The sequence below is a fragment of the Acidovorax delafieldii genome (assembly GCF_007993815.1).
GTDB classification, from domain to species: Bacteria; Pseudomonadota; Gammaproteobacteria; order Burkholderiales; family Burkholderiaceae_C; genus Acidovorax; species Acidovorax delafieldii.
On record NZ_VJWE01000012.1, the window covers coordinates 267,915 to 287,605 of the forward strand.

Below are 19,691 nucleotides of genomic sequence, written 5' to 3' on the forward strand. Positions count from 1 at the left end.
ATCGACATGACGCAGACCCCCGCCAGCAACGTTTCGACAGCCCCCACGTCCCCGATTTACCTGGACGACCTGTCTGTCGGCGACCAGTTCCAAAGCGGCGAACACGCCATGGACGAAGCGCAGATCACCACCTTTGCCGCGCAGTTCGACCCGCAGCCCTTTCACCTGGACGACGCTGCTGCGCGCGAGACGCTGTTTGGCGGTCTGGCCGCCAGCGGCTGGCACACGGCGGCCGTGACCATGCGCTTGCAAGTGACCAGTGGGCTGCCGATTGCGGGCGGCATCATCGGTGCGGGGGGCGAACTGAGCTGGCCCCGGCCCACGCGCGCCACCGATGTGCTGCATGTGGTGAGCGAGGTGGTGCAGATCCAGCCCTCCAAGTCCAAGCCCGACCGGGGCATGGTCACGGTGCGCAGCGAGACCCGCAACCAGCACGGCGATGTGCTGCAGCTGTCTACCGTGCGCATCGTGGTGCCACGCCGGCCTGCAGCCGGTGGGGCAGGGGCCTGATGTGACCGAGGCCCTGAATCCGCGCACCCGCATGCTGCTGGAGGCGCCCATTGCGCCCACCTTGCTGCGGCTGGCTGCGCCCAACGTGCTGGTGATGCTGGCGCAGGCGGGCGTCGGGCTGATCGAGACCTACTTTGTCGGCCAGCTGGGCACCGATGCGCTGGCGGGCATGGCGCTGGTGTTTCCGGTGGTCATGCTGATGCAGATGACCTCGGCGGGCGCCATGGGCGGAGGCATTGCTTCGGCCATTGCACGCGCCCTGGGCGCACGGCGGCGGGACGATGCCGACGCGCTGGTGCTGCATGCACTGGCCATTGCGGCGGTGTTTTCGCTGGTCTTTACCGTGGGCGTGGTGGGAGGAGGGCGCTGGCTCTACACCCGCATGGGCGGCACGGGCGGCGCACTGAATGCGGCACTGGTCTATTCCAACTGGGTGTTTGCGGGGGCGTTTCTGGTGTGGCTGTTCAACACGCTGTCGGCCGTGATCCGGGGCACGGGCAACATGGCCGTGCCAGCCTACGTCACGGTGCTGGGCGCGGTTGTACTAGTGCCGCTTTCGCCACTGTTCATCTTTGGCTGGGGCCCCATGCCGGGCCTGGGCATTGCCGGGGGCGCCATTGCGCTGATGGCGTATTACCTGATCGGCAGCGCAGTGCTGGCCGCATACCTGTGGTCGCCGCGCAGCCTGCTGCGGCCGTCGCTGGCGCACATCCGGTTTCGTTGGGTGCTGTTCAAAGACATCCTGCGGGTGGGTCTGGTGGGCACGGTGTCTACCGTCGCCACCAATCTGGCGATTGGCGTCACGACGGCATTGGTGGGTGGTTTTGGCACAGCGGCCATCGCGGGCTACGGCACCGCATCGCGGCTGGAATACCTGCTGGTGCCGCTGGTGTTTGGCCTGGGCGCGCCGCTGGTGGCCATGGTCGGCACATGCATCGGCGCTGGCCAGCGCGAGCGCGCCTTGCGCGCCACCTGGATTGGCGCGGCCATGGCGTTTGTGATGGCCGAGGCGATTGGCCTGTGGGCGGCAGCCTCTCCCAACGGGTGGCTGTCCCTGTTCAACAGCGACCCCGCCATGCTGGAAGCGGGTGCGCTGTATCTGCGCACCGTCGGCCCCGTGTACGGCTTCTTCGGCCTGGGCCTGGTGCTGTACTTTGCCTCGCAAGGGGCAGGGCGCCTGCTCTGGCCGGTGATCGGCAACATCGTGCGCCTGGCGGTGGCCGTCACCGGCGGCTGGCTGGCGCTGCGCTGGGGCGGTGGACTTGCCGCCGTGTTTGCAGCGCAGGGGGCGGCGCTGGTGCTTTACGGCTTGGTCAACGCCTGGGCGATAGCTGGCGGCGCCTGGTTCGGTCCGGTGGGCTGGCCGCGCAGTACCACCCGGCTGTTGCAGCGCATGCCACAGGCCTGAAAGCGATGAAAACAGCTGCTAGCGCTAGTGAATCATGCGCTTGCAGCTATCAAAAAAGGAGTGGCCAGAAGTGCGTCAGACCGGCACGGTGTAGTTGAGCGTCATGCGCCCACCGTCCACAGTCACGATCTCGCCGGTCACATAGCTGGCCGCATCGCTGGCCAGCCAGGCCACCACATCGGCAATCTCGGACGGCTCGCCCAGCCGCTTCATGGGCGTGCGGCTCATGATCTTGTTCTTGGCCTCATCGCTGGTCAGCACGGCCTTGGCGGCCAGCTCGGTGGCGATGGTGCCCGGCGCCACCGCGTTCACGCGGATGTTCTTGTCGGCCAATGCCAGCGCCATCACCCGCGAGAGCTGGTTCACGCCGCCTTTGCTCACGTTGTAGCTGGAGATATTGGGAATGGTCAGCACACCGTTGACCGAGCTCATGTTCACGATCGAACCGCCTCCCGATACCACCATGGCCCGCGCCACCGCCTGGCCGACCAGGAACGAGCCCTTGAGGTTGACCCGCAGCACCGCGTCAAAGTCGGCCTCGGTTACCTCCAGAAAGTCTGCCGCGCGAAAGATGCCCGCGTTGTTCACCAGCACGTCGATGCGCCCATGGGCCGCCAGGGTCTGGGCCACCAGTGCATCCACCTGCGATTTATCGCCCACATCGCAGCGCACATACAGCGCGCCCAGCTCCTGTGCCAGCGCCTGGCCACGCGCATCGTCCACGTCGACGATCACCGGCTTGGCGCCTTCGGCCGCAAAGCGGCGGACACAGGCCTCGCCAATGCCTTGGGCGCCACCCGTGACGATGCAGACGCGGCCCTGATGACCGAAGTGGATGGACGATGTAGAAGGTGCTTGGGTGGGAAGGTTCATGGACGGTGATGGTAGCGGCTTGAGCAAGAGGCAGCGCCGACGGCGCATTGGCGCTTCGTTGGGATGACATCGTTAATGTTAGATACGATGTATAGAATCGTTAACGTTGGCGTCATTCTTTGCTATTGTTTCCATAGCTGAAGTCGAGTCTCCGCTGTAGGAACACACCAACAGACCCGCCACGCCAGCGGCTATGGCCTTTCCCAATATCTCACGCAGCACGCCTTCCCGGCGTGTCCCTTTTGCGCTCTCGATCACCGCTGCGATCGCAGCCTCCCTCGCATCCTCTCCGGCGATATCTGCCAGCTCCGCCGCTGTAGCTGGTGATACGGCTCGTTTTCCTGATCGCATCAGCGACAGGTTAGGGCGCTCTATCCCCATTCGTTCCGCAAGTGCCGTATCGCTACCGCACACTTTTGAGGCTTTGTCAATAAGGTCTTTTACGGATTGCATGTATCACTCCTGATATCTGAGACTCTACCACTGTATCGATATTGATACAGCCACGGAGTTATCAAACATGATCCAAGTATCGGTGACATCGACCGAAGTGCGCAACCAACGCGGCACAGCCAAGGCAAGCGGCAAGGCTTACGACCTCAACTTTCAAACCGTCTGGTTCCACACTCACGACCGGGCAGGCAACAAAAACCCGTACCCCGAAAAGTCGGAAATCATCCTCGAAAAGAACGAACAGGGCGCCCCCCTGTTTTGGCCCATCGGTGAATACACCCTGGCGCCTTCCTCGGTGTACGTGGACCGCTCGGGCAATCTCGCAATCGCTCCGCGCCTCGTTGCTCTCAAGCCCAAAGCCGTCGCGGCCTGAGCATCATGCAAGAGGCCATGCACGCGGCCCGCTTGGTCGCTGCTCAATCGGCACTGCTCGCCCTGCTCATTGAGCAGCGGGGCGACCACATCGAAAACGTTGACGGTGTGTCCGTCACGCTCGCTTTTGACGGCGAGACAACCGGCCTCGATGTGATCTACACATCCAACGGCATGCCAGTGGGCGGTGAGGGCGCATGAGCGAATCCGCCCGCCGCGTCCTCGTTCTTCGCTACTGGCTTGAAGCCATGGAAGAGAAGGGCGCCACATCGTCCTACGCAGTCCAGCAGGTGTACATCACCGAGCCCAAGCTGCGTGAGGCCGCTTCGTTCGTCATCGGCTGGGGCTGCTGATGGTCGCCGCAGTTTCCAACCTCCTGCACTTCGACAGCACGCCCGGAATGGTGCGCGCTGCTCACGTTGCGCACGCCCGTTCGTGCGCTCGTTTCGAGGCGCAGCGTGTCCAGCAGGAGGCGCGCAGCGCCTCCGGGCTTGTCTCAGTATCAACAACTTGCACAAGCGGGTCTGTTGTTGTCGATTGGGCTGAAAACTGCATAACCATTGACCCCAAAGCCTCCCGCGTTACCCGCTTGCGCAAGGGCCTTGGTATCGCTGCGAAGCAGCTTCACAACCAGGGCGATAAAAACCAAACGATCTGGATGCAGACCCTGACCTACAAAGGCGACAACCGCCAATGGAGGCCAGAGCACATCAGTCGTTACCTTGATGCACTTCGCAAGTGGCACTACGCCCGCACAGGCTCCAAGGCCGTCCGTTACGCCTGGGTAGCCGAGCTTCAACAACGCGGCGTCATCCACTATCACGTGATTGTGTGGCTCGGCGCTGGACTGACCCCTCCCAAGCCCGACCAGCCTTGGCACAGCAAGGACCGCAAGGGCCTTAAGCAGTGGCACCCCCCTATGTGGTCGCACGGCATGTCTAACCGCCTGCGCTCAACCGCTCCAGTGGCCTACCTCATGAAGTACGCCAGCAAGATCGAATCCAAGAACGTTGGCACCTTCCCTCACGGTGCCCGAATTCATGGGGCAGGGGGTCTAGACACCTCCGGTCGTGCCATTCGTCGCTGGGTCCTCTGGCCTGCCTATGTCCAGTGCAATGCCTCAGTCGCTGACCACTTCAAGCCCGCTACTGGCGGCGGCTATATCAACGAATCGACCGGGGAAGTCCTCTTGCCTGAGTTCGCCCCAACTGGCGGCGGCTTCACCAGCTTTATCCGCATCAGAACCACTCCACGCCGTATCGACCCGGCTGGCCCTTTCTCCTGGCTACCAACTTCCACACAGGTGCATTGATGGAAATCGACCTCTCATTTTTCGCCCATCGCGTTGCAATGCTCGCCTGCCTTTCTGGCTTCGTCGGCGGTCTGCTGTTCGTGCTGGTGCATGGCGCAGTAGTCGCCCTCTCTGAGCGTCTGCGCTCTCGCGCACACCGTGCCGAACGCATCGCCCAGGCACGCATTCGCCAGCAGTCAATCATGCGGGCCATGCCACGTGGCTGACCCCACTGTTATCGAATGCCCCGGCACCTGCACGGTGACTGTGGTGCATGAATTAAGCCTCCCTCCGCTGCAACTCGATACAGCGGATGGAGCAGCCATCGCGGGCGCCGTCCTCGCGGTCTGGGCTGTCGGCTGGGCATTTCGCATGCTCATTCGCACCCTGAACATTGACGGCAATTCATCAACTTCATCTGAGGAAAACTGACATGCAAAAAACCTTCAATCGCTCGCTCGTCGCCGTTGTCGCTCTGGCCGGTGCTGCTGCTGCCAATGCCGCTGCTGTGGATGTGACCGCCGTCACTACAGACATTGCCGCACAGGCCGCACCTATCGCCGCTGTCGGCGCTGCCGTGCTGGTGCTCTACGTTGGCATCAAGGCGTTCAAGTGGGTGCGCAAGGCTCTGTCCTAAGCCCTCACTGCATCAGTCCCTGACCGGCCGGCAGGGGCCTTGCAAAAGCTCACGAGGGGTGAGCTTCTACAAGGTGCAAAACAAATGGGCCTCTTCGTCATCATCGCCATCCTGGGGGCCGCATGGCTGATCTTTACCGCCTGATCGTCGCGGTCCTCCTGCTGTGCTTCGGACCTCCCGCGTTGGCCGATGGTGGCCCCTTCCCTGCAACGCCTGGGCAGTGGAATACAGCCTATTGCAACTCCACCAATTTCCCTGTCGGTCAACTGGGCGCCGGTATCTCCGCCAGTTGGACGTGCAAGGCCACGGCTAATCCCAATGTGCAGGACTGCGGCTACACATACAACAACGGGTATTACGACGGCAAATGCACCCAGCAAAAGGGGCCGGACTCTTGCCCCTCCGGCTCAACCATGAGCACTAGCGGTTCTGGCGCCTCTGTCTGCACATGCGGCGCTGGCTTGGTCCCTTTCAATGGCGGTTGTCAGCAAAAGCCACAGTGCCCCGAAGGCACGCACGAAGAGGGCGGTGCATGCGTTCCAAACGACTGCAAACCCGATGAAACCCGCGTCAATGGTGTGTGCGTCAAAGACCCGCCGTGCCCTGCCGGTGAAACCCGCATCAATGGCGTGTGCAAGAAAAACAAATGCAAGGCGGGCGCCTCCGCAGGTGACTACACGGATCTGAGCGATAGCGTCACCTATCTTTGCGAAATGTCCGATGGCATGAATTGCCAAGTGCGTATCAAGCCCACCATCTGCGTCAAGATTGACGGCATTGAGAGCTGTACTGGTGCGGGCACCTTCACAGGTGCCACCTGCTCCGGTGGCAATGGAGGCACAGGCGGCGGCAATGGCAGCGGCGATGCTGGCGGAAACAATGGTGGCAATGGTTCTGGCCCTGGCACTGGTGGCGGCGGTAATGGTTCAAATGGCACTGGCTCTGGTGGCACAGGTACAGGTGGCGGCGGCACTGGCACAGGTACTGGCGGGGGTGGAACAGGCACAGGCGGCGGCGGCACGGGCTCAGGCGGGACCGGTAGCGGTGGTACCGGCTCAGGGGGCACCGGGGATGGTGGCACTGGCAACGGCGGCACCGGCACAGGCACCGGAAATGGCGGCTCCGGTCCGGGCTCCGGGTCAGGGGGGCCTAACTTGCCACCCCCCATCGTCATTCCTCCAGCTCCTGAAGGTGTTTGCCCTGACGGCTATCACAAAAGTGGCAATTGGTGCGTGAAGAACCCGGTTCCTCCCGATGGCAACGGCGGTTGCCCTCAAGGCTCCGTGAAGATCAACGGCAATTGCGTTTACACGGAACCTCCATCCGGTGGCGGTGGCGGCACCGGCACAGGTGGCGGCGGCACTGGCACAGGTTCAGGTAATGGTGAAGGCGAGGAGGGCAACGGCTTTGGCGGCTCCTGCATTTCTGGCTTCGCCTGTGAAGGAGACGCCATTCAATGCGCCATAGCGAAGGAGCAGTACGCCCGTAACTGCAAGCTGTTTGACGATACAAGCGCCGAATCTGACCTCTACAACGCCAACAAGGGCAAGACCGGCAACCAGACCGGCGATCTACCCGGAAACGAAACCATCAGCCTGAGCGGTCGCATCGACACATCGGACCCGCTCGGCGGTGGTGGCTGCATCGGAGATTTGAGCATCACCGTGTGGGGCCATGGCGTTTCCTTACCCCTTTCCAACCTCTGCCAGTACCTTGCCATGCTCGGCAATATCTTGGTGGCTGTGTCGATGCTCATGGCCGCCCGCATCGTCACAAGGGGATAACACCATGCCTATTTTTGTTGCTGCCATTGGCGGCATGTTGATTAACCTCGTTGGCACCCTCGCGGGCCGCATCCTGATCGCCTTGGGCATCAGTGTTGTGACCTATACCGGCGTGTCATCGTCCCTCGATTGGATGAAAGCCGGGGCGCTGGCCGCGCTCGGTGGCCTACCTGCTGAAATGATCGGCCTGATTGGCTTCATGAAAGTAGGGGTGTGCATCAGCATCATCACCAGCGCAATCGCTGCGCGGGCAGTCGTCAGCGGCATCAGCGGCGACAGCTTCAAGAAGTGGGTCATGAAATGATCTATCTGACCACCGGAGCGAACGGCGCCGGAAAAACGCTGATCACCCTGCGCGATGTGCGCGCCCAGCAACTCAAGGAAAACCGCCCGGTCTACTATCACGGCTTCGATATGGACGAGGCCAAGGCAGTGGAATTCGGCTGGCAGAAGTTCGACCCCAAGAAGTGGCAAGACCTGCCTGATGGCTCCATCTGCGTGATGGACGAATGCCAAAACGAATTCCCGCTCAGGCGCTCAGGCTCTGACGTTCCGGACTACGTGCAAGCCATCGCCCAGCATCGGCGGCGTCGCGGCTTTGACTTCTGGATGATCTGCCCGCACCCATCGCTGATTGATGTGTTTGTGCGTCGCCTGATCGACAAGCCTTCATGGCACCGCCACCTGAAACGGGCCTTTGGCGCCGATGTGGTGAGCGTTCTTCGCTTCTCAAGCCCGGACATGAAGTGCGAAGAACCCGGCGCAGGCGCACGCGGTGAAGTCTCGATGGTGGGCTATCCGAAGGAGGTTTACAGTTGGTATCGCTCGGCCAGCTTGCACACCGGGAAAAAGAAAATCCCTCGGGCCGTCTTTGTCCTGGCCGCGTGCGCCATCGCCGTTCCTGCGGCTCTGTACTTCGCTATCACTGGCGTTTACAAGAACGCCACGAAGCAAGCAAAGCCAGCTACAGAAACCATAGCAAACCAGCCAGGCACAAATGCCGCCGCTTCACCTAGTCAAAACCTGCGCCAAGTCGCCCAGGTGATGACCGCAGATGAATACATTGCGCAGCGTTCGCCCAGGTTGAAAGACTTCGCTCACACGGCACCGGCTTATGACGAAGTGACGAAACCGACAGAGGCGCCGTACCCTGCGGCGTGCGTCCAAATGGGCAAAACCTGCAAGTGCTACACCCAGCAGGCCACGCTATTGCAGGTCAGCGGGGCCGTGTGCCTCCAGATCGTGGCGCAAGGCTTTTTCATGGACTGGAAAACGGCCAGCAAGGGGGAATACAGCCACCGCGACAGGGGCGACTATCAGCAGGGCCGCAACATGCCGCCAACGGGCCAGCAAATGGCCCAAGCGGCCCCGGTTCGCACCGTGCCAGTGCCCGACCCAGCGCACAAGCATCCGCAGGTGCAATCGACGTCTGAATGGGCGCAAGGTCTTGCAGCGCGCAATGCACAGGTGCGCTCCAGCTTGACCCAGTGAGGCCGCTTCTTCATTGAGAGACAACGGGGACCCGGACCGGAGACCTTGTGTCGTAGGTTTGGGGCGGGGGTATGGGGCCGCAGGGCACCATGTAGGACCGTTGCACAACCCTTACCCCATAAAAAAAGCCCGCGATCTGCGGGCCACTCAATAAACCGGGTCAGTCTCAGCAAGTAGCCGCCGAGGATGCGCCACAGGGATGCAAGCGCAGCGCAGCCCGGAGGCGTACCGCAGCGCGGCGTAATAGCGAGTAGATACGATGTATATTATGTTAAATATCAAACACACACTCTGTGCGGTGTCGAACAGACACTCCACGACCCCCAACCGCACCATGCGTCGGCCTTGGGGGCACCTGCTGTGGCGGCGTTCTCCCAAGTCTTCCTTCCGAAAAGTCCGTCTGGACTGGTTCCAACGCCTCCCACCAAAACGCGAGCGCCGCTGCGTTGAAAGAACCCATGACCACTTACCTTGCGTGTTTAGGCACCCGCCCTGAGATCATCAAGATGGCACCGTTGCATCGCGAGCTAAAGCTGCGTGGCCACCGCGTGGTGGTGCTCCACACCGGGCAGCACGCCGAGGTGGCCGAGGTGCTTTACCGATTTTTTGATATGGGGCCAGACCTGCGCTTGGCACTGGAGCGGCGCACACCGAGGTTGGGCGACCTCACGGCGCTGTTGCTGGAGGGAGTGGACAGGCTGGTGGACGAAACCCAGCCTGATGTGGTGCTGGTGCAGGGCGACACGACGTCTGCGCTGGTCGGAGCGCTGAGTGGCTACTACAACGACAAGCCGGTCGCCCACATCGAGGCGGGTTTGCGCACAGGCACACGCGAGCCGTTTCCGGAGGAAAAAAACCGGGAGCTGATTGCACGGCTCGCCCACTGGCACTTCGCACCGACGGCGCGGACCCGGGACAACCTTTTGCGCGAAGGCATAGCAGACGCCTGTATCTCCGTCGTCGGCAATACGGTGATTGACGCGGCGCGCTGGACGCAGGAGCGCCTGCAGACCAATGCATCGTCCGCGCCTTCTGTCTTGTCGTCCGGTTTGTCTTCAGTGGTACCAGCCATGGTCGCAGAGTTTCTAGATCAGCAAATTAACCAGCGGCTTCTGTTGGTGACCGCCCACCGCCGAGAGAACTGGGGCGACCCCATACGCAATATCGCCACTGCCATCGGGCAGTTGCTGGCGGCCCATGGCGATCTGGTTGTGGTCTGGCCGCTTCACCCCAACCCAGCCGTCAGTCAGGCGGTGAGGCCGGTGATCGACGCATTGCCGGACGACCTGCGCCAACGGGTGTGTCTGACCGAACCCATGGACTACCCTGCCCTCATCAGCCTGCTGCAACGCTGTTACTTCACGCTGACGGACTCGGGCGGCATTCAGGAAGAAGCCTCTGCGCTGAGGCGGCCAGTGCTGATTGCGCGCGACAGCACCGAGCGGCAGGAGCTGGTGGAAGCTGGTGGTGCGGTACTGGTTGGCACAGACATCCGCCGCATGGTGACTGAGGCGGCACGCCTGCTGCGCGACGATGGGGCGTACCGCAGCATGCAGCTGGAAAGCAGCCCGTTTGGCGATGGCCACACCGCGCAGCACATTGCAGACCGGCTCTGCACGGTGGACTGACAGCGCTTGCGGCCCCACCGCCATCCAGGATGGTGCGGGGACGACGGCCGGTCAGGCGGTAGCTGTATCCAGCGCCGCGGGTGCGGTCAGCAGTTGGCTGACCTCTTTGGCAAACCGGCTGGCCATCCGCTGCGCCCTGAGTGCAGTACGGCACTCCACCAGCACCCGCACAACAGGCTCGGTGCCCGAGGCACGCAGCAGCACCCGCCCATCGTCGCCCAGCAACTTTTCGGCCCGCAGCTGGAAGTGGGGCATCCAGGTGTTGTCGGCCATCCCCGCACCACGGGTCACGGGCACATTGACCAGGCACTGAGCGTTCATGCGCAGATCGCTGCACAGCTGCGACAAGCTGCGCTGCGAGCGCTTCATGGCAGCCACCACCCGCAAGGCTGACATCACGCCGTCGCCGGTGCTGTGCCAGTCTAGCCCGATCAGGTGGCCCGAGCCCTCGCCGCCCAAGCGCCAACCCCGCTGCTTGAGCAGCTCCAGGACATGTCGGTCACCCACGGCAGACCTTGCAAAGTCCAGCCCACGGCGCAGCAGCGCTTGCTCCAGCCCCTGGTTGCTCATCACCGTGCCCACCACCCCACCCTGCAAGCCATCGTTGGTCTGGGCATCCACGGCCAGCACGTACAGCAGCTCGTCACCCGCATAGATGCGGCCCTCGCTGTCCACCATCACCAACCGGTCTCCATCGCCGTCCAGCGCCACGCCGACATCTGCCTGGTGAGCCAGCACGGCCTCGCTCAGGTGCTTGGGCGACGTGGCGCCCACGTTGTCGTTGATGTTCTGCCCATCAGGCGTGGCGCCCACCGCAACCACCTCCGCGCCCAACTGTCGGAACACCTCGGGGGCGATGCGGTGGCAGGCGCCATGGGCGGCGTCGATGACGATCTTCATACCCTGCAGGTGCAAACCTGCCGGCAATGCCTGCCTGCAAAACTGGATGTACAGATCGGAGGCCTCCGGCAGCAGGGACACGCGGCCCAACCGTGACGATGGCAAACAGACCATGGGCTGGACCATGGTGCGTTCGATCTCGGCCTCCATGCCGTCGGGCAACTTGTCACCTGTGGCCGAAAAGAACTTCACCCCGTTGTCCTCACAAGGGTTGTGCGATGCACTCACCACCACACCCGCCTGGTAGCCGCGCAAGCGCGTCAGGTAGGCCGCGCCGGGTGTGGGCAACTCGCCGCACATCACCGTGTCCACACCGGCCGCAGAAAACCCCGCCTGCAAGGCCGCCTCAAACATGGGGGCCGACCCGCGCGTGTCGGTGCCCACTGCCACCACAGGTCGCGGGTTCAGTCCCGTGTGCTGACGGCTAAGCAGCTGGCCGCAGGCGTGTGCCAGCCGCATGATGGTCTGGGGGGTCATGGGCTCCATACCCACTGGGGCGCGCACGCCGTCGGTTCCGAACATCTTTTGCGTTGTCATGGGTAGTCCTGTTGAATGAGATTCGCCAGATAACCCGCACCCCAGGCCAAGGCGAACACCGACGGTGGGGCCTTGGACCGAAACGGTCTGTGCGCTATCGAACCCGCCACGTTATGTACGGCATCGAACAGACAGCGCTGTGCCTACACGCTGACCATGGCTTTTCATGCCACGGATCACCCATTGACACCAGACTCTCTAGCTCCCAAGTGCCTTCATCTGTCACAGACCCACTCTGGCCTGAAGCGCTGGATAGGCAACGCTCTGGCGTGCTTCGTTCTTGCAGCACCACTTTGTACGTCGGCTGCTGTGCTCGATCTGGAGGGGTATGCCGATACCTCGGGCGCCATCTCGGTGCAGCACCAGGGCGACACGGTAGATCCCTACTTTGCCTTGCAGGCACTGTTGCTGGCTCACAGCCATGGGCTGGATATTTCCACGCCTGCCAAGGCCTGGGGCGCCTGGCTGGTACAGCGGCAAAAGCCCGACGCGACCTTTGACCGTTTTTGCCGCAACGGCCCTGTGTGGGCCCCATGTAAAACCGCCGATGCCGACGACTCCGTACTCGGCCTGTGGCTGGCGTTCATGGACAGCATGCCTGCCTCACAACGCAGCCAGGCCAGTTGGGTGCGCAGCCGCATGGCTACCAGTGCGGCGCTGGCCAAGTTGGTAGACCCCAACCGGGGAATTTACCTGGTCTCACCGGTGTACCAACATGGGTTGCTCATGGACAACCTGGAGCTGTGGGCCTACCCGCTCACCCACAAGGCGGCACAAAACGCGCGCCACCCCAACTTCACCAAAACTCTGGCGGTCGTGTTCTGGGACGATCAGCGCAAGCGCTACCTGGTTTCCACCCAGCCCGGACAGCGTGAGACCGCACATGCCTTCTACCCCGACGCCGTGGCGCAGATCTTTCCGCTGTTGGTGCGTTTTCCGCTGATCCCTGGTGGGGCGCCCGCGCATTACCGCCGCTGGATGGCTGAGCACCGCAACGAATGGCTGGCCCAGGTGAAGGACGACTTTGCCTGGGGTCTGGTGGCTGTGGTGGCACTGCAGCAAGGCGACATCCCCTCTGCCCGCTGTTGGCTTCGTACCGCCCTGCCCCATCGGCACGGCGCCCACTGGACGGTGACGGACGAAGTCGCCGCGCAAATCTTGCAGTCCAAGGCCATCACTGCCGCCGTGGACACAACTAACTGCACCAGTCCTCGTCACACCCCCGCACGGTCACCATGAACACCCACTACATCCACCGCCCTGTCCCGTCCCTTGTTCTGGCACTGGGGTTGCTGGCCCATGCCTTACCTGCAGCCCATGCGCAAGACGTTGCAGACCTGCCGGCCCCGGTCCGGCGCATTGAGGCCTACACCAGCCGCCACACCCTCACCAACGGGTATGGCAACTGGCATGAAGCTGGCGTGCGCGGCCAATGGGGTGTGAACAGCCAGTTGCTCGGCATGGAAATCGCCACCATGCGGCGGTTTGGAGAGTCGGGCCGGTTCATCGGGCTGTCGGACACTATGACCTGGAACGAAGACTGGTTCTCCATGCTATCGGTGGGCGCAGGCGATGGTGCTGCTTACCTGCCGCGCTACCGTGTGGACGGGTTCATCAACCGCAAGTTGCTGCCCACACGCCAATGGGTGGCCACCCTGGGGGCAGGTTACTACCGAGCGCCAGACGGCCACATCGACCGCAACATCAGCCTCGGGTCCACTTACTATTTCGATCTGCCGTGGGTGGTACAGGCAGAAATACGCTTCAACAACAGCTCCCCCGGTGGCGTGCGTACCCATCAGCAGTTTGTGGCGGCCACCTGGGGGCGCGTGCACCACACGCAGATCATTGCCCGCCACGGCTGGGGGGCCGAGGGCTATCAGGCCATTGGCAATGGGGTATCTCTGGTCAACTTTGACAGTCGCCAGTCACAGCTCACACTGCGGCAGTGGCTGGGCCCACAGTGGGGCATTACTGCGGGCGCAGAGCGCTACCGCAACCCCTACTATTCCCGCAACGGCGCCAAGCTGTCGCTGTTTTGGGAACTGCCCTAGGTTGTCCGAGCCTGCAGCGTCTAAGCGACAGCGCCTGACATGACCCGTTCATAGGTCTCCAGATCCTGGTCAAAGCACCCACAGCTTTGCGCCAGCAATGCCTCTCGGTCCAGCACAAGGATATGCCCGCGCGTGTACTGGATTACACCGCTCTCTTGCAGCTTGCCGGCCGCCAGCGTCACACCGGCCCGGCGTACCCCCAGCAGGTGCGCCAGCGTCTCGTGCGTCATCTGAATGTCGGGGGTGCGCAGCCGCGTTTCGCTCATCAGCAGAAACCGCGCCAGACGCTGCTCCAGCGAATGAAAGTGCCCGCAGGCCACCATCGTGCCCATTTGCGATAGCTCGACATACAGATAGCGGGTGGTCAGCAGGCTCAGCGTCCGGCTGGCCAAACAATGGCTGCGCCACGCATCCAGCTGGATTCGCCATGCCTGGCCTGCCCCCGAAACCACCGCATCAAAGGCCGAGGCCGTCACCCCAAGCCCTGCGCTGGCACCCAACATGCCCTCAAAGCCGATCTGTCCGGCCTCGAAGTGCCGCGCGCCCTCCAGGTTGGAGAGCAAAGAGATCATGCTGTTGGTGGGAAAGTACACATGGCTGAGTCGTTCACCCGCTCGCCCCAATACTTGCTGGCTTTCCAGTTCGACCCACTCGGCAACGGACAGCAGGCGCGACCGCTCTGTAGGCCGCAAAAGGGCCAGCAGTCGGTTCGCGAGGGATTGGTCGATGTGTGGCTTCTTGACAGCAGGACGGGATCGTTTTGAATTCTCGGAGGAGACGCCGTCTCTGTCTGTCTGCTGGCGTACATGGAGCTTACGCAGGCCCGCCCTCATGCCGCCGTGCTCCCGCCCAACACGGCTTTGGTGCGCAGATAGAAACCCAATTCGTTGATGGTGACCAGGCTGCGGTTGGCCGCAAAGGTTTTTTCAATCACCGCCAGTTGTGTACGCGCCTGGCTGCCCTGCCCTCGAAGCGCGGCAACGTACCCGAGGATGGCCCACGGGAAAGGGTCATAGCGCCCGATTTCCCAGCCTGGTGAGCGCGTGTTGAGACAGTTCCACCCTGCTGCAAACAGCCCGGTCAGCTCGCGCAATCCAAAGGCCTGCGGGTACACCTGACAAGTGGTGCCAGGGTAAAACTCTGCGCTGGGTGCCAGCGCGGCGTCGCTGGCCAAAAATGACTGCTCTGGGGCCTTGTAGAGCTGGCGCGCAATGCCTTCTGCGGTATTGGTCGCCAGCAGGTCATAGTAGTTGGCTTCAGACAGTTCGCTGCGCGACCGCAGCACCGCCGCAAAGTCGCGCAGACCTCGGTAACCTTCGCAGTTGTCCATGAGGTAGCCGCTGGCGTTGGTCTGGTTGCGCGGCGCCTGAAACACTGCAGTCAGCCCCGAAGACTTGGCAGTCAATGCCAGGTTGCGGTAAGCGATATTTTTGAGGGCCGCTTTGCGCGCCTCCCACCAGGCCCAATTGCCACTGGCCGCCACATAGCGCGACGCCAGGGACAGAAAGGTGGATGCATAGGCGTCGTCCGAGTCAGCCAGCACCTTCTTGACCACCGATGTATTGGCCCGGCCATAGGGGAACTCAATATCCGCAATGGTGCTGGTGGCAGGATCGGTGCTGGCCAGGTACAGATTCAGATACGGGAGGATGTATGTTTGCAAATCCGCCGCACTGAGCATGGGCACCAAGGGCAACAACCCCAGGTTGGCGAAGTACCAGTTCAGGCGTCCATTGGGCGCCAGCTCGTAGCCACCGGCATAGGGGCCCGACAGGATGCGCAATGCCTTGATTTCCGCCACTGCATCGATGGGTGCGGGAGCTTCTGACGCCCAGCTGGCCGAACACAAAAGCAGCCCAGCCCCCAATGCTGGCACCTTTTCTAGCAATGAACGACGCCGCATGTGCACGATCTCCGAACGCAAGCCCGGACACCGCTTTCAACATCTGGAGAGCAACAGCGCAAAAAGAAGCGCACTGCCAGGAAGGCCGACACCCCCGGGTGAAGGGTGGCGTACTTATTTTGCAGAAGATGCCTTCGATTTCTTCACTGCGTACGCAGGCGTACAGACAAGTGAACCTGGCGGCGCCGCAGAGGGTACGGCTGAACAGACCCGACAGGGGAATGAGCGCTCTAATGTGTAGCGGACAAGGGGGCCGTGCTGGCCGCCCATGCATACAGAGCCACAAACACCATCATGTCGAACAGCGCCCCGAAACACAGGTACAGCACTGGCATGAACACCACCGACAAGTGCTGCAGAACCAGCAGGTGCACCATGGCTTGCTGCGGCACCATGACCCCAAAGAACAACAAGATAAGCAGGGTATGCACGACCTTGGCCTGCCAGCTGATCTGCAGCGGGTAGTAGCCGAGCGCCATCAGCACCGGTATGGCCAGAATGAGCAGATAGCCAGCATCCAGCAGGTCCATGACATGGTTCAGCACCAAGTGCGGGAACGGCATCGGCGCAAACCAGAAGTACAGCAGCGCCAGCGCCTGCACCACGCACAGCACCCGCACCAGATACTGCCCGGGAAGCCATCGCCCTCGCAGGCGCAGTGCCAGCCCCCAGGCCACCACAATCAGCACGGCAGCCAGGGCAGCACCGGTGGTGATGGACAGCCCCAGGTCACTCGCGCCTGGCAACCAGCTCATTCCCAACAGGTCCTGGCGTGATGACACTGCCGCTGGCTGCAGCGGCATATGCAGCCACTGCGCCCAGGTGAGCAGGTAGCTGCGCCAAAAACCGTACAGAGGCTCCCGCAAAGCGTAGATCAGAGACAACCACACCACCGGCAGCCCCACTATTTGCAAAAGCAGCCATGGGTTGAGCCGGATGCGGCTGAGAGCACGGTGGGGCAACTGGTGCCTGTGGGTTTGTTGGGCCTGCGCCAACAGGCCGCGCGCAGCATTGAAAGCCAGCTCGCGGTCTTGGCGGCTGTGGGGAATAACGGTGGGATGTGGCAAGGGTAAGCCCTCTGTGGCGCTTTAGCGGATGGAACAATGCGAGGGTGCAGGCCACCGACCGGCCATGCAATGCGGGTGCGCCGCGTTCACGCCGACCACACAATGCCCAGTTGGCGGGCCCACACGGTGCCATGCGCCCGGGCGCCCGCCTCCGCCATGATGGTTTCTGCGCTGACGGTGGTGAGGGCCTGCGGCGAGCCCACCTGTACCCCAGCGCCGAGCAGGATGCCCGATTCGGACACCACGGGTCCGGCCACCTGGGCATGGTCCAGGAGCTGGATCTGCTTTTCACTGCATAGCGAGCCCTGCACCCGCGCGTGGTCGCCCATGACGATGCCGCCACGGGCTTTCACGTCGCCTTCAATCACGGTGCCAGCCCCAATGAGCAAACGCCCCGTGACCACCAGCGAGCCGTGATACCGGTGCGTGCGTGGCAGTTTACAGTCGCCGCGCACGAGCGTCACATGCTCGCTCTGGCGAAGAGCACCCTCCAACCGATCAAAGCTGGCCTCGATCAAAGGCGCGTGCTCCCGTTCAGGTTGCAGGGCCGCATCACCACCAAAGCGGATGTGTGGCGCCTGGATCCGCTCAAAACAGCAATCGGCCTCCAGCTCCACGGCGGTCGATGAAGACAGGCGCCGCAGCCCCGAACAGCCCTGAGCCAGATGCAGGGACGCGTCGGCATGTGCCCACTGCCCCACATCGCTACCCGCACCCAGCCGGATACGGCCCTGCGCCAATAGGCCCACAAAGCGGCTGCGGGCTGGTGCTTCGAAGTCACCATGCACGAACAGCGGTACAGCACATTGGATCGCTGTCTGCGGCTTGACCGAGCCGAGGCAAACCAGTGGCCGCAGCATGCCGGCCCAGTTCACGCCCTCCAGTGACACCGGCGCAAAATCAAACTCGTTGGCATAAGGACCCGGCACTTGCGCCTGGTGGGCCTGCACCAGCGCGCGGAACCGGTCAGCGAAATGGTCGATGTCGGTGGTGTAGTGCGGCAACACCTGCAACGCCTCGGTATCGGTGGGGTGCCGCCACTCGCGCCAGGTGGGACCAAAGGCAATCACCATCAATCCCGAGCTGATCAATACAAAGGCCAGGTAGAACAGGGCGGTGTTCATTGTTCGACGCTCGGTTGCCGGTAGCGCACGGTCTTGTCCCACACCATGTCGCGGCGCAGCAGCTTGTCCATCAACTGCCCCCACACCGATGACGATATGGCAAACAGGCTGATCACGAAGCCCAGCAGGCTTAGCGGCAGCAGCCGCAACCGCCTGCGTTTGCCGTCCAGCAGCACCGCTACGGCGATCTCAAAAAACGCGGCGAAGTTACCCAGCGTGCCATAGGCCATGAGCGCAAACAAGGAGATCAGCCCCGTTAGCATGTCCCCGGCATTGAAAAAATACAGGCCCAGCGCCAGCAGCCAACCCACCAGCAGCAATGGCGGCAGCACAAAAACACACAAAAGCAGCAGCCCGTCCAGGCGTTCTCGCCAGCTCAGGTAGGGACTGAATGCAAAGCGCAAGCCATAACGCACCATCACTTGGTTGTGCCCCTTGGCCCAGCGCTTGATCTGTTTGATGCGCACCTGCCAGTCCTGAGGCACCTCTTCATAGCACTCGGACCTATTGGTGTAGACAGTCTTCCAGCCGTTGAGCAACAGCCGATAAGTAATGTCCGTGTCTTCGGCCAGCGTATCGTCGTGCCAGCCGCCCACCGCAGCCACAGCCGAGCAGCGCACGCCACCCACGGTGCCGCCGTACTGGGGCACCAGGCGAAGGTTCATACGAGCCTGCTGGTCCACCTGGTAGCCGCCGCTTCGCTCCAGATCCAGCATGCGTGTGAGCAGGTTCACCCCCGTGTTGACCGGCACCACGCGGCCCATCACTGCCCCCACCTCGGGGTCGAAAAATGGCGCTACCAACTGCTTTAGCAGCCCACGGCCGGGCACATAGTCGGCATCGAAGATGATCACAATGTCGCCCTGCGCGTGCTGCAGGGCATCCTTGAGCGCTGCCGCCTTGCCTGGCTTGCCCTTGGTACGGTGAAACGGCACGATTCGCCCAGGGTAACGGCCTACCCAGTCATCGATGATGGCGCGCGTGCCATCGGTAGACCGGTCGTTGACCGGCACCACCTTCAGCCGGTCGAGCGGGTAATTGGTGTCCAGCAGGGCCTGCAAGCATCCAGCGATCACCTGTTCTTCGTTGTGGGCAGCGATGAACACCGTGATCAGAGGCCAGTCTGCCTGATCGATGTCCAGGTACGGGTGGCGCTGGTGCCCTAGCAGGCGGTTCAGTGTGAGCACTCCATGCCGGGTGGCATACACCATCATCACCACGATGATCATGGCCAGCAGCGCCGCCATGGTGGACAGCACCGCATATGCCACAGGGCCAGGCACCCACCGCTGACTGAGCGCTTCGATGGATTCAAGAGGCTGCGTCATCCGGGCCGCCCACGTACTGGCGCTGCCCAACAGGGTGGCAAATGCCGTCGCAAACCACAGCCACCGCGCCGGGGGAACATGGGGTGCAGCGCTGCGCTCGGCATCAACAAGCCGCCGGCTGTCTCGATTCAAGTGCATAGAACGCCTTTTGTTCCGACCACTGCTGGACCCTGTGCACAGGACGTGGAGCGGCGGCGTCTTGCGACCCCGTTACGTCACACCCTGCAGGGATGTGAGACGGAATGTAAGCAGCAGGCGGGGCACGGTCTGTTCGATGGCGAACACAGGCAAAGTCCAAACGCAAAAGGGCCGTGGATGGGGCTCAATGCAC

The 19,691-nt window shown here is 62.5% G+C and carries 23 protein-coding genes; 15 read left to right on the forward strand and 8 right to left on the reverse strand.

Features of this window, described 5'->3' with window-relative positions; translation table 11 throughout:
- Window positions 1–6 precede the first annotated feature (6 nt).
- Together ATF69_RS10575 and ATF69_RS10580 are read left to right on the forward strand one after the other, a co-directional pair.
- Window positions 7–510: a MaoC family dehydratase gene (locus tag ATF69_RS10575; RefSeq protein WP_146870899.1), complete on the forward strand. Its 504-nt coding sequence runs from the start codon at window positions 7–9 to the stop codon at window positions 508–510.
- A 31-nt stretch (window positions 511–541) separates the two neighbouring features.
- Window positions 542–1,918: an MATE family efflux transporter gene (locus ATF69_RS10580; RefSeq protein WP_146871109.1), complete on the forward strand. Its 1,377-nt coding sequence runs from the start codon at window positions 542–544 to the stop codon at window positions 1,916–1,918.
- A gap of 75 nt (window positions 1,919–1,993) precedes the next feature.
- Here the strand turns inward: ATF69_RS10580 and ATF69_RS10585 are convergent, their stop codons facing one another.
- Both ATF69_RS10585 and ATF69_RS10590 read right to left on the reverse strand, forming a co-directional pair.
- Window positions 1,994–2,791 (reverse strand): SDR family NAD(P)-dependent oxidoreductase, encoded by a 798-nt coding sequence (locus ATF69_RS10585; RefSeq protein ID WP_146870900.1) that lies wholly within the window; start codon window positions 2,789–2,791, stop codon window positions 1,994–1,996.
- Window positions 2,792–2,869: 78 nt separating this feature from the next.
- A complete protein-coding gene (locus ATF69_RS10590; RefSeq protein WP_146870901.1) occupies window positions 2,870–3,244 on the reverse strand; it encodes a helix-turn-helix domain-containing protein in 375 nt (124 codons plus the stop codon).
- 67 nt (window positions 3,245–3,311) lie between these two features.
- Here ATF69_RS10590 and ATF69_RS10595 point away from each other — a divergent pair, with 67 nt between their 5' ends.
- The 11 genes from ATF69_RS10595 (at window position 3,312) to wecB (ending at window position 10,447) form a co-directional block, all read left to right on the forward strand.
- Window positions 3,312–3,617 (forward strand): single-stranded DNA-binding protein, encoded by a 306-nt coding sequence (locus ATF69_RS10595; protein ID WP_146870902.1) that lies wholly within the window; start codon window positions 3,312–3,314, stop codon window positions 3,615–3,617.
- A 17-nt stretch (window positions 3,618–3,634) separates the two neighbouring features.
- The gene (locus ATF69_RS10600) at window positions 3,635–3,817 is read left to right on the forward strand and encodes a hypothetical protein (protein WP_146870903.1); all 183 of its coding nucleotides are present in this window, start codon (window positions 3,635–3,637) and stop codon (window positions 3,815–3,817) included.
- Window positions 3,814–3,969: a hypothetical protein gene (locus ATF69_RS23100; protein WP_158641483.1), complete on the forward strand. Its 156-nt coding sequence runs from the start codon at window positions 3,814–3,816 to the stop codon at window positions 3,967–3,969. Before ATF69_RS10600 ends, ATF69_RS23100 begins: the two co-directional genes overlap by 4 nt.
- Window positions 3,969–4,928 (forward strand): rolling circle replication-associated protein, encoded by a 960-nt coding sequence (locus tag ATF69_RS10605; protein ID WP_146870904.1) that lies wholly within the window; start codon window positions 3,969–3,971, stop codon window positions 4,926–4,928. The genes ATF69_RS23100 and ATF69_RS10605 overlap by 1 nt, the downstream gene beginning before the upstream one ends.
- A complete protein-coding gene (locus ATF69_RS10610; protein WP_146870905.1) occupies window positions 4,928–5,134 on the forward strand; it encodes a hypothetical protein in 207 nt (68 codons plus the stop codon). Before ATF69_RS10605 ends, ATF69_RS10610 begins: the two co-directional genes overlap by 1 nt.
- Window positions 5,127–5,339 (forward strand): hypothetical protein, encoded by a 213-nt coding sequence (locus ATF69_RS10615; protein ID WP_146870906.1) that lies wholly within the window; start codon window positions 5,127–5,129, stop codon window positions 5,337–5,339. The genes ATF69_RS10610 and ATF69_RS10615 overlap by 8 nt, the downstream gene beginning before the upstream one ends.
- Window position 5,340: 1 nt before the next feature.
- The gene (locus ATF69_RS10620; RefSeq protein ID WP_146870907.1) at window positions 5,341–5,544 is read left to right on the forward strand and encodes a major capsid protein; all 204 of its coding nucleotides are present in this window, start codon (window positions 5,341–5,343) and stop codon (window positions 5,542–5,544) included.
- 122 nt (window positions 5,545–5,666) lie between these two features.
- The gene (locus ATF69_RS23105; protein ID WP_158641484.1) at window positions 5,667–7,328 is read left to right on the forward strand and encodes a virulence factor TspB C-terminal domain-related protein; all 1,662 of its coding nucleotides are present in this window, start codon (window positions 5,667–5,669) and stop codon (window positions 7,326–7,328) included.
- Window positions 7,329–7,332: 4 nt separating this feature from the next.
- On the forward strand, window positions 7,333–7,632 hold the full coding sequence (locus ATF69_RS10635; RefSeq protein ID WP_146870910.1) for a DUF2523 domain-containing protein: 300 nt from the start codon (window positions 7,333–7,335) through the stop codon (window positions 7,630–7,632).
- Window positions 7,629–8,819 carry a zonular occludens toxin domain-containing protein gene (locus ATF69_RS10640; RefSeq protein ID WP_146870911.1) on the forward strand — a complete coding sequence of 397 codons (1,191 nt, stop codon included), beginning with the start codon at window positions 7,629–7,631 and terminating at the stop codon, window positions 8,817–8,819. Before ATF69_RS10635 ends, ATF69_RS10640 begins: the two co-directional genes overlap by 4 nt.
- A gap of 458 nt (window positions 8,820–9,277) precedes the next feature.
- Window positions 9,278–10,447: a non-hydrolyzing UDP-N-acetylglucosamine 2-epimerase gene (wecB, locus tag ATF69_RS10645; RefSeq protein WP_146870912.1), complete on the forward strand. Its 1,170-nt coding sequence runs from the start codon at window positions 9,278–9,280 to the stop codon at window positions 10,445–10,447.
- A 51-nt stretch (window positions 10,448–10,498) separates the two neighbouring features.
- Here wecB and glmM read toward each other — a convergent pair whose 3' ends face one another.
- Window positions 10,499–11,884: a phosphoglucosamine mutase gene (gene glmM, locus ATF69_RS10650; protein ID WP_244303702.1), complete on the reverse strand. Its 1,386-nt coding sequence runs from the start codon at window positions 11,882–11,884 to the stop codon at window positions 10,499–10,501.
- A 309-nt stretch (window positions 11,885–12,193) separates the two neighbouring features.
- Here glmM and ATF69_RS10655 point away from each other — a divergent pair, with 309 nt between their 5' ends.
- Window positions 12,194–13,123 (forward strand): hypothetical protein, encoded by a 930-nt coding sequence (locus ATF69_RS10655; protein ID WP_146870913.1) that lies wholly within the window; start codon window positions 12,194–12,196, stop codon window positions 13,121–13,123.
- Complete coding sequence (locus tag ATF69_RS10660) at window positions 13,120–13,938, forward strand: YaiO family outer membrane beta-barrel protein (protein ID WP_146870914.1); 819 nt, start codon at window positions 13,120–13,122, stop codon at window positions 13,936–13,938. The genes ATF69_RS10655 and ATF69_RS10660 overlap by 4 nt, the downstream gene beginning before the upstream one ends.
- 20 nt (window positions 13,939–13,958) lie before the next feature.
- Here ATF69_RS10660 and ATF69_RS10665 read toward each other — a convergent pair whose 3' ends face one another.
- The 5 genes from ATF69_RS10665 to ATF69_RS10685 form a co-directional block, all read right to left on the reverse strand.
- The gene (locus ATF69_RS10665) at window positions 13,959–14,771 is read right to left on the reverse strand and encodes a Crp/Fnr family transcriptional regulator (RefSeq protein WP_235511583.1); all 813 of its coding nucleotides are present in this window, start codon (window positions 14,769–14,771) and stop codon (window positions 13,959–13,961) included.
- The gene (locus ATF69_RS10670; RefSeq protein WP_244303703.1) at window positions 14,768–15,739 is read right to left on the reverse strand and encodes a hypothetical protein; all 972 of its coding nucleotides are present in this window, start codon (window positions 15,737–15,739) and stop codon (window positions 14,768–14,770) included. Before ATF69_RS10670 ends, ATF69_RS10665 begins: the two co-directional genes overlap by 4 nt.
- 332 nt (window positions 15,740–16,071) lie before the next feature.
- Entirely contained in the window at window positions 16,072–16,596 is a 525-nt protein-coding gene (locus ATF69_RS10675; protein ID WP_146870915.1) for a hypothetical protein, read from the reverse strand.
- A 398-nt stretch (window positions 16,597–16,994) separates the two neighbouring features.
- Window positions 16,995–18,032, reverse strand: coding sequence for a bactofilin family protein (locus ATF69_RS10680; protein WP_146870916.1), 1,038 nt, complete (start codon window positions 18,030–18,032; stop codon window positions 16,995–16,997).
- Window positions 18,029–19,279, reverse strand: a complete 1,251-nt coding sequence (locus ATF69_RS10685; protein WP_056745184.1) for a glycosyltransferase family 2 protein — start codon at window positions 19,277–19,279, stop codon at window positions 18,029–18,031. The genes ATF69_RS10680 and ATF69_RS10685 overlap by 4 nt, the downstream gene beginning before the upstream one ends.
- Window positions 19,280–19,691: the final 412 nt, after the last annotated feature.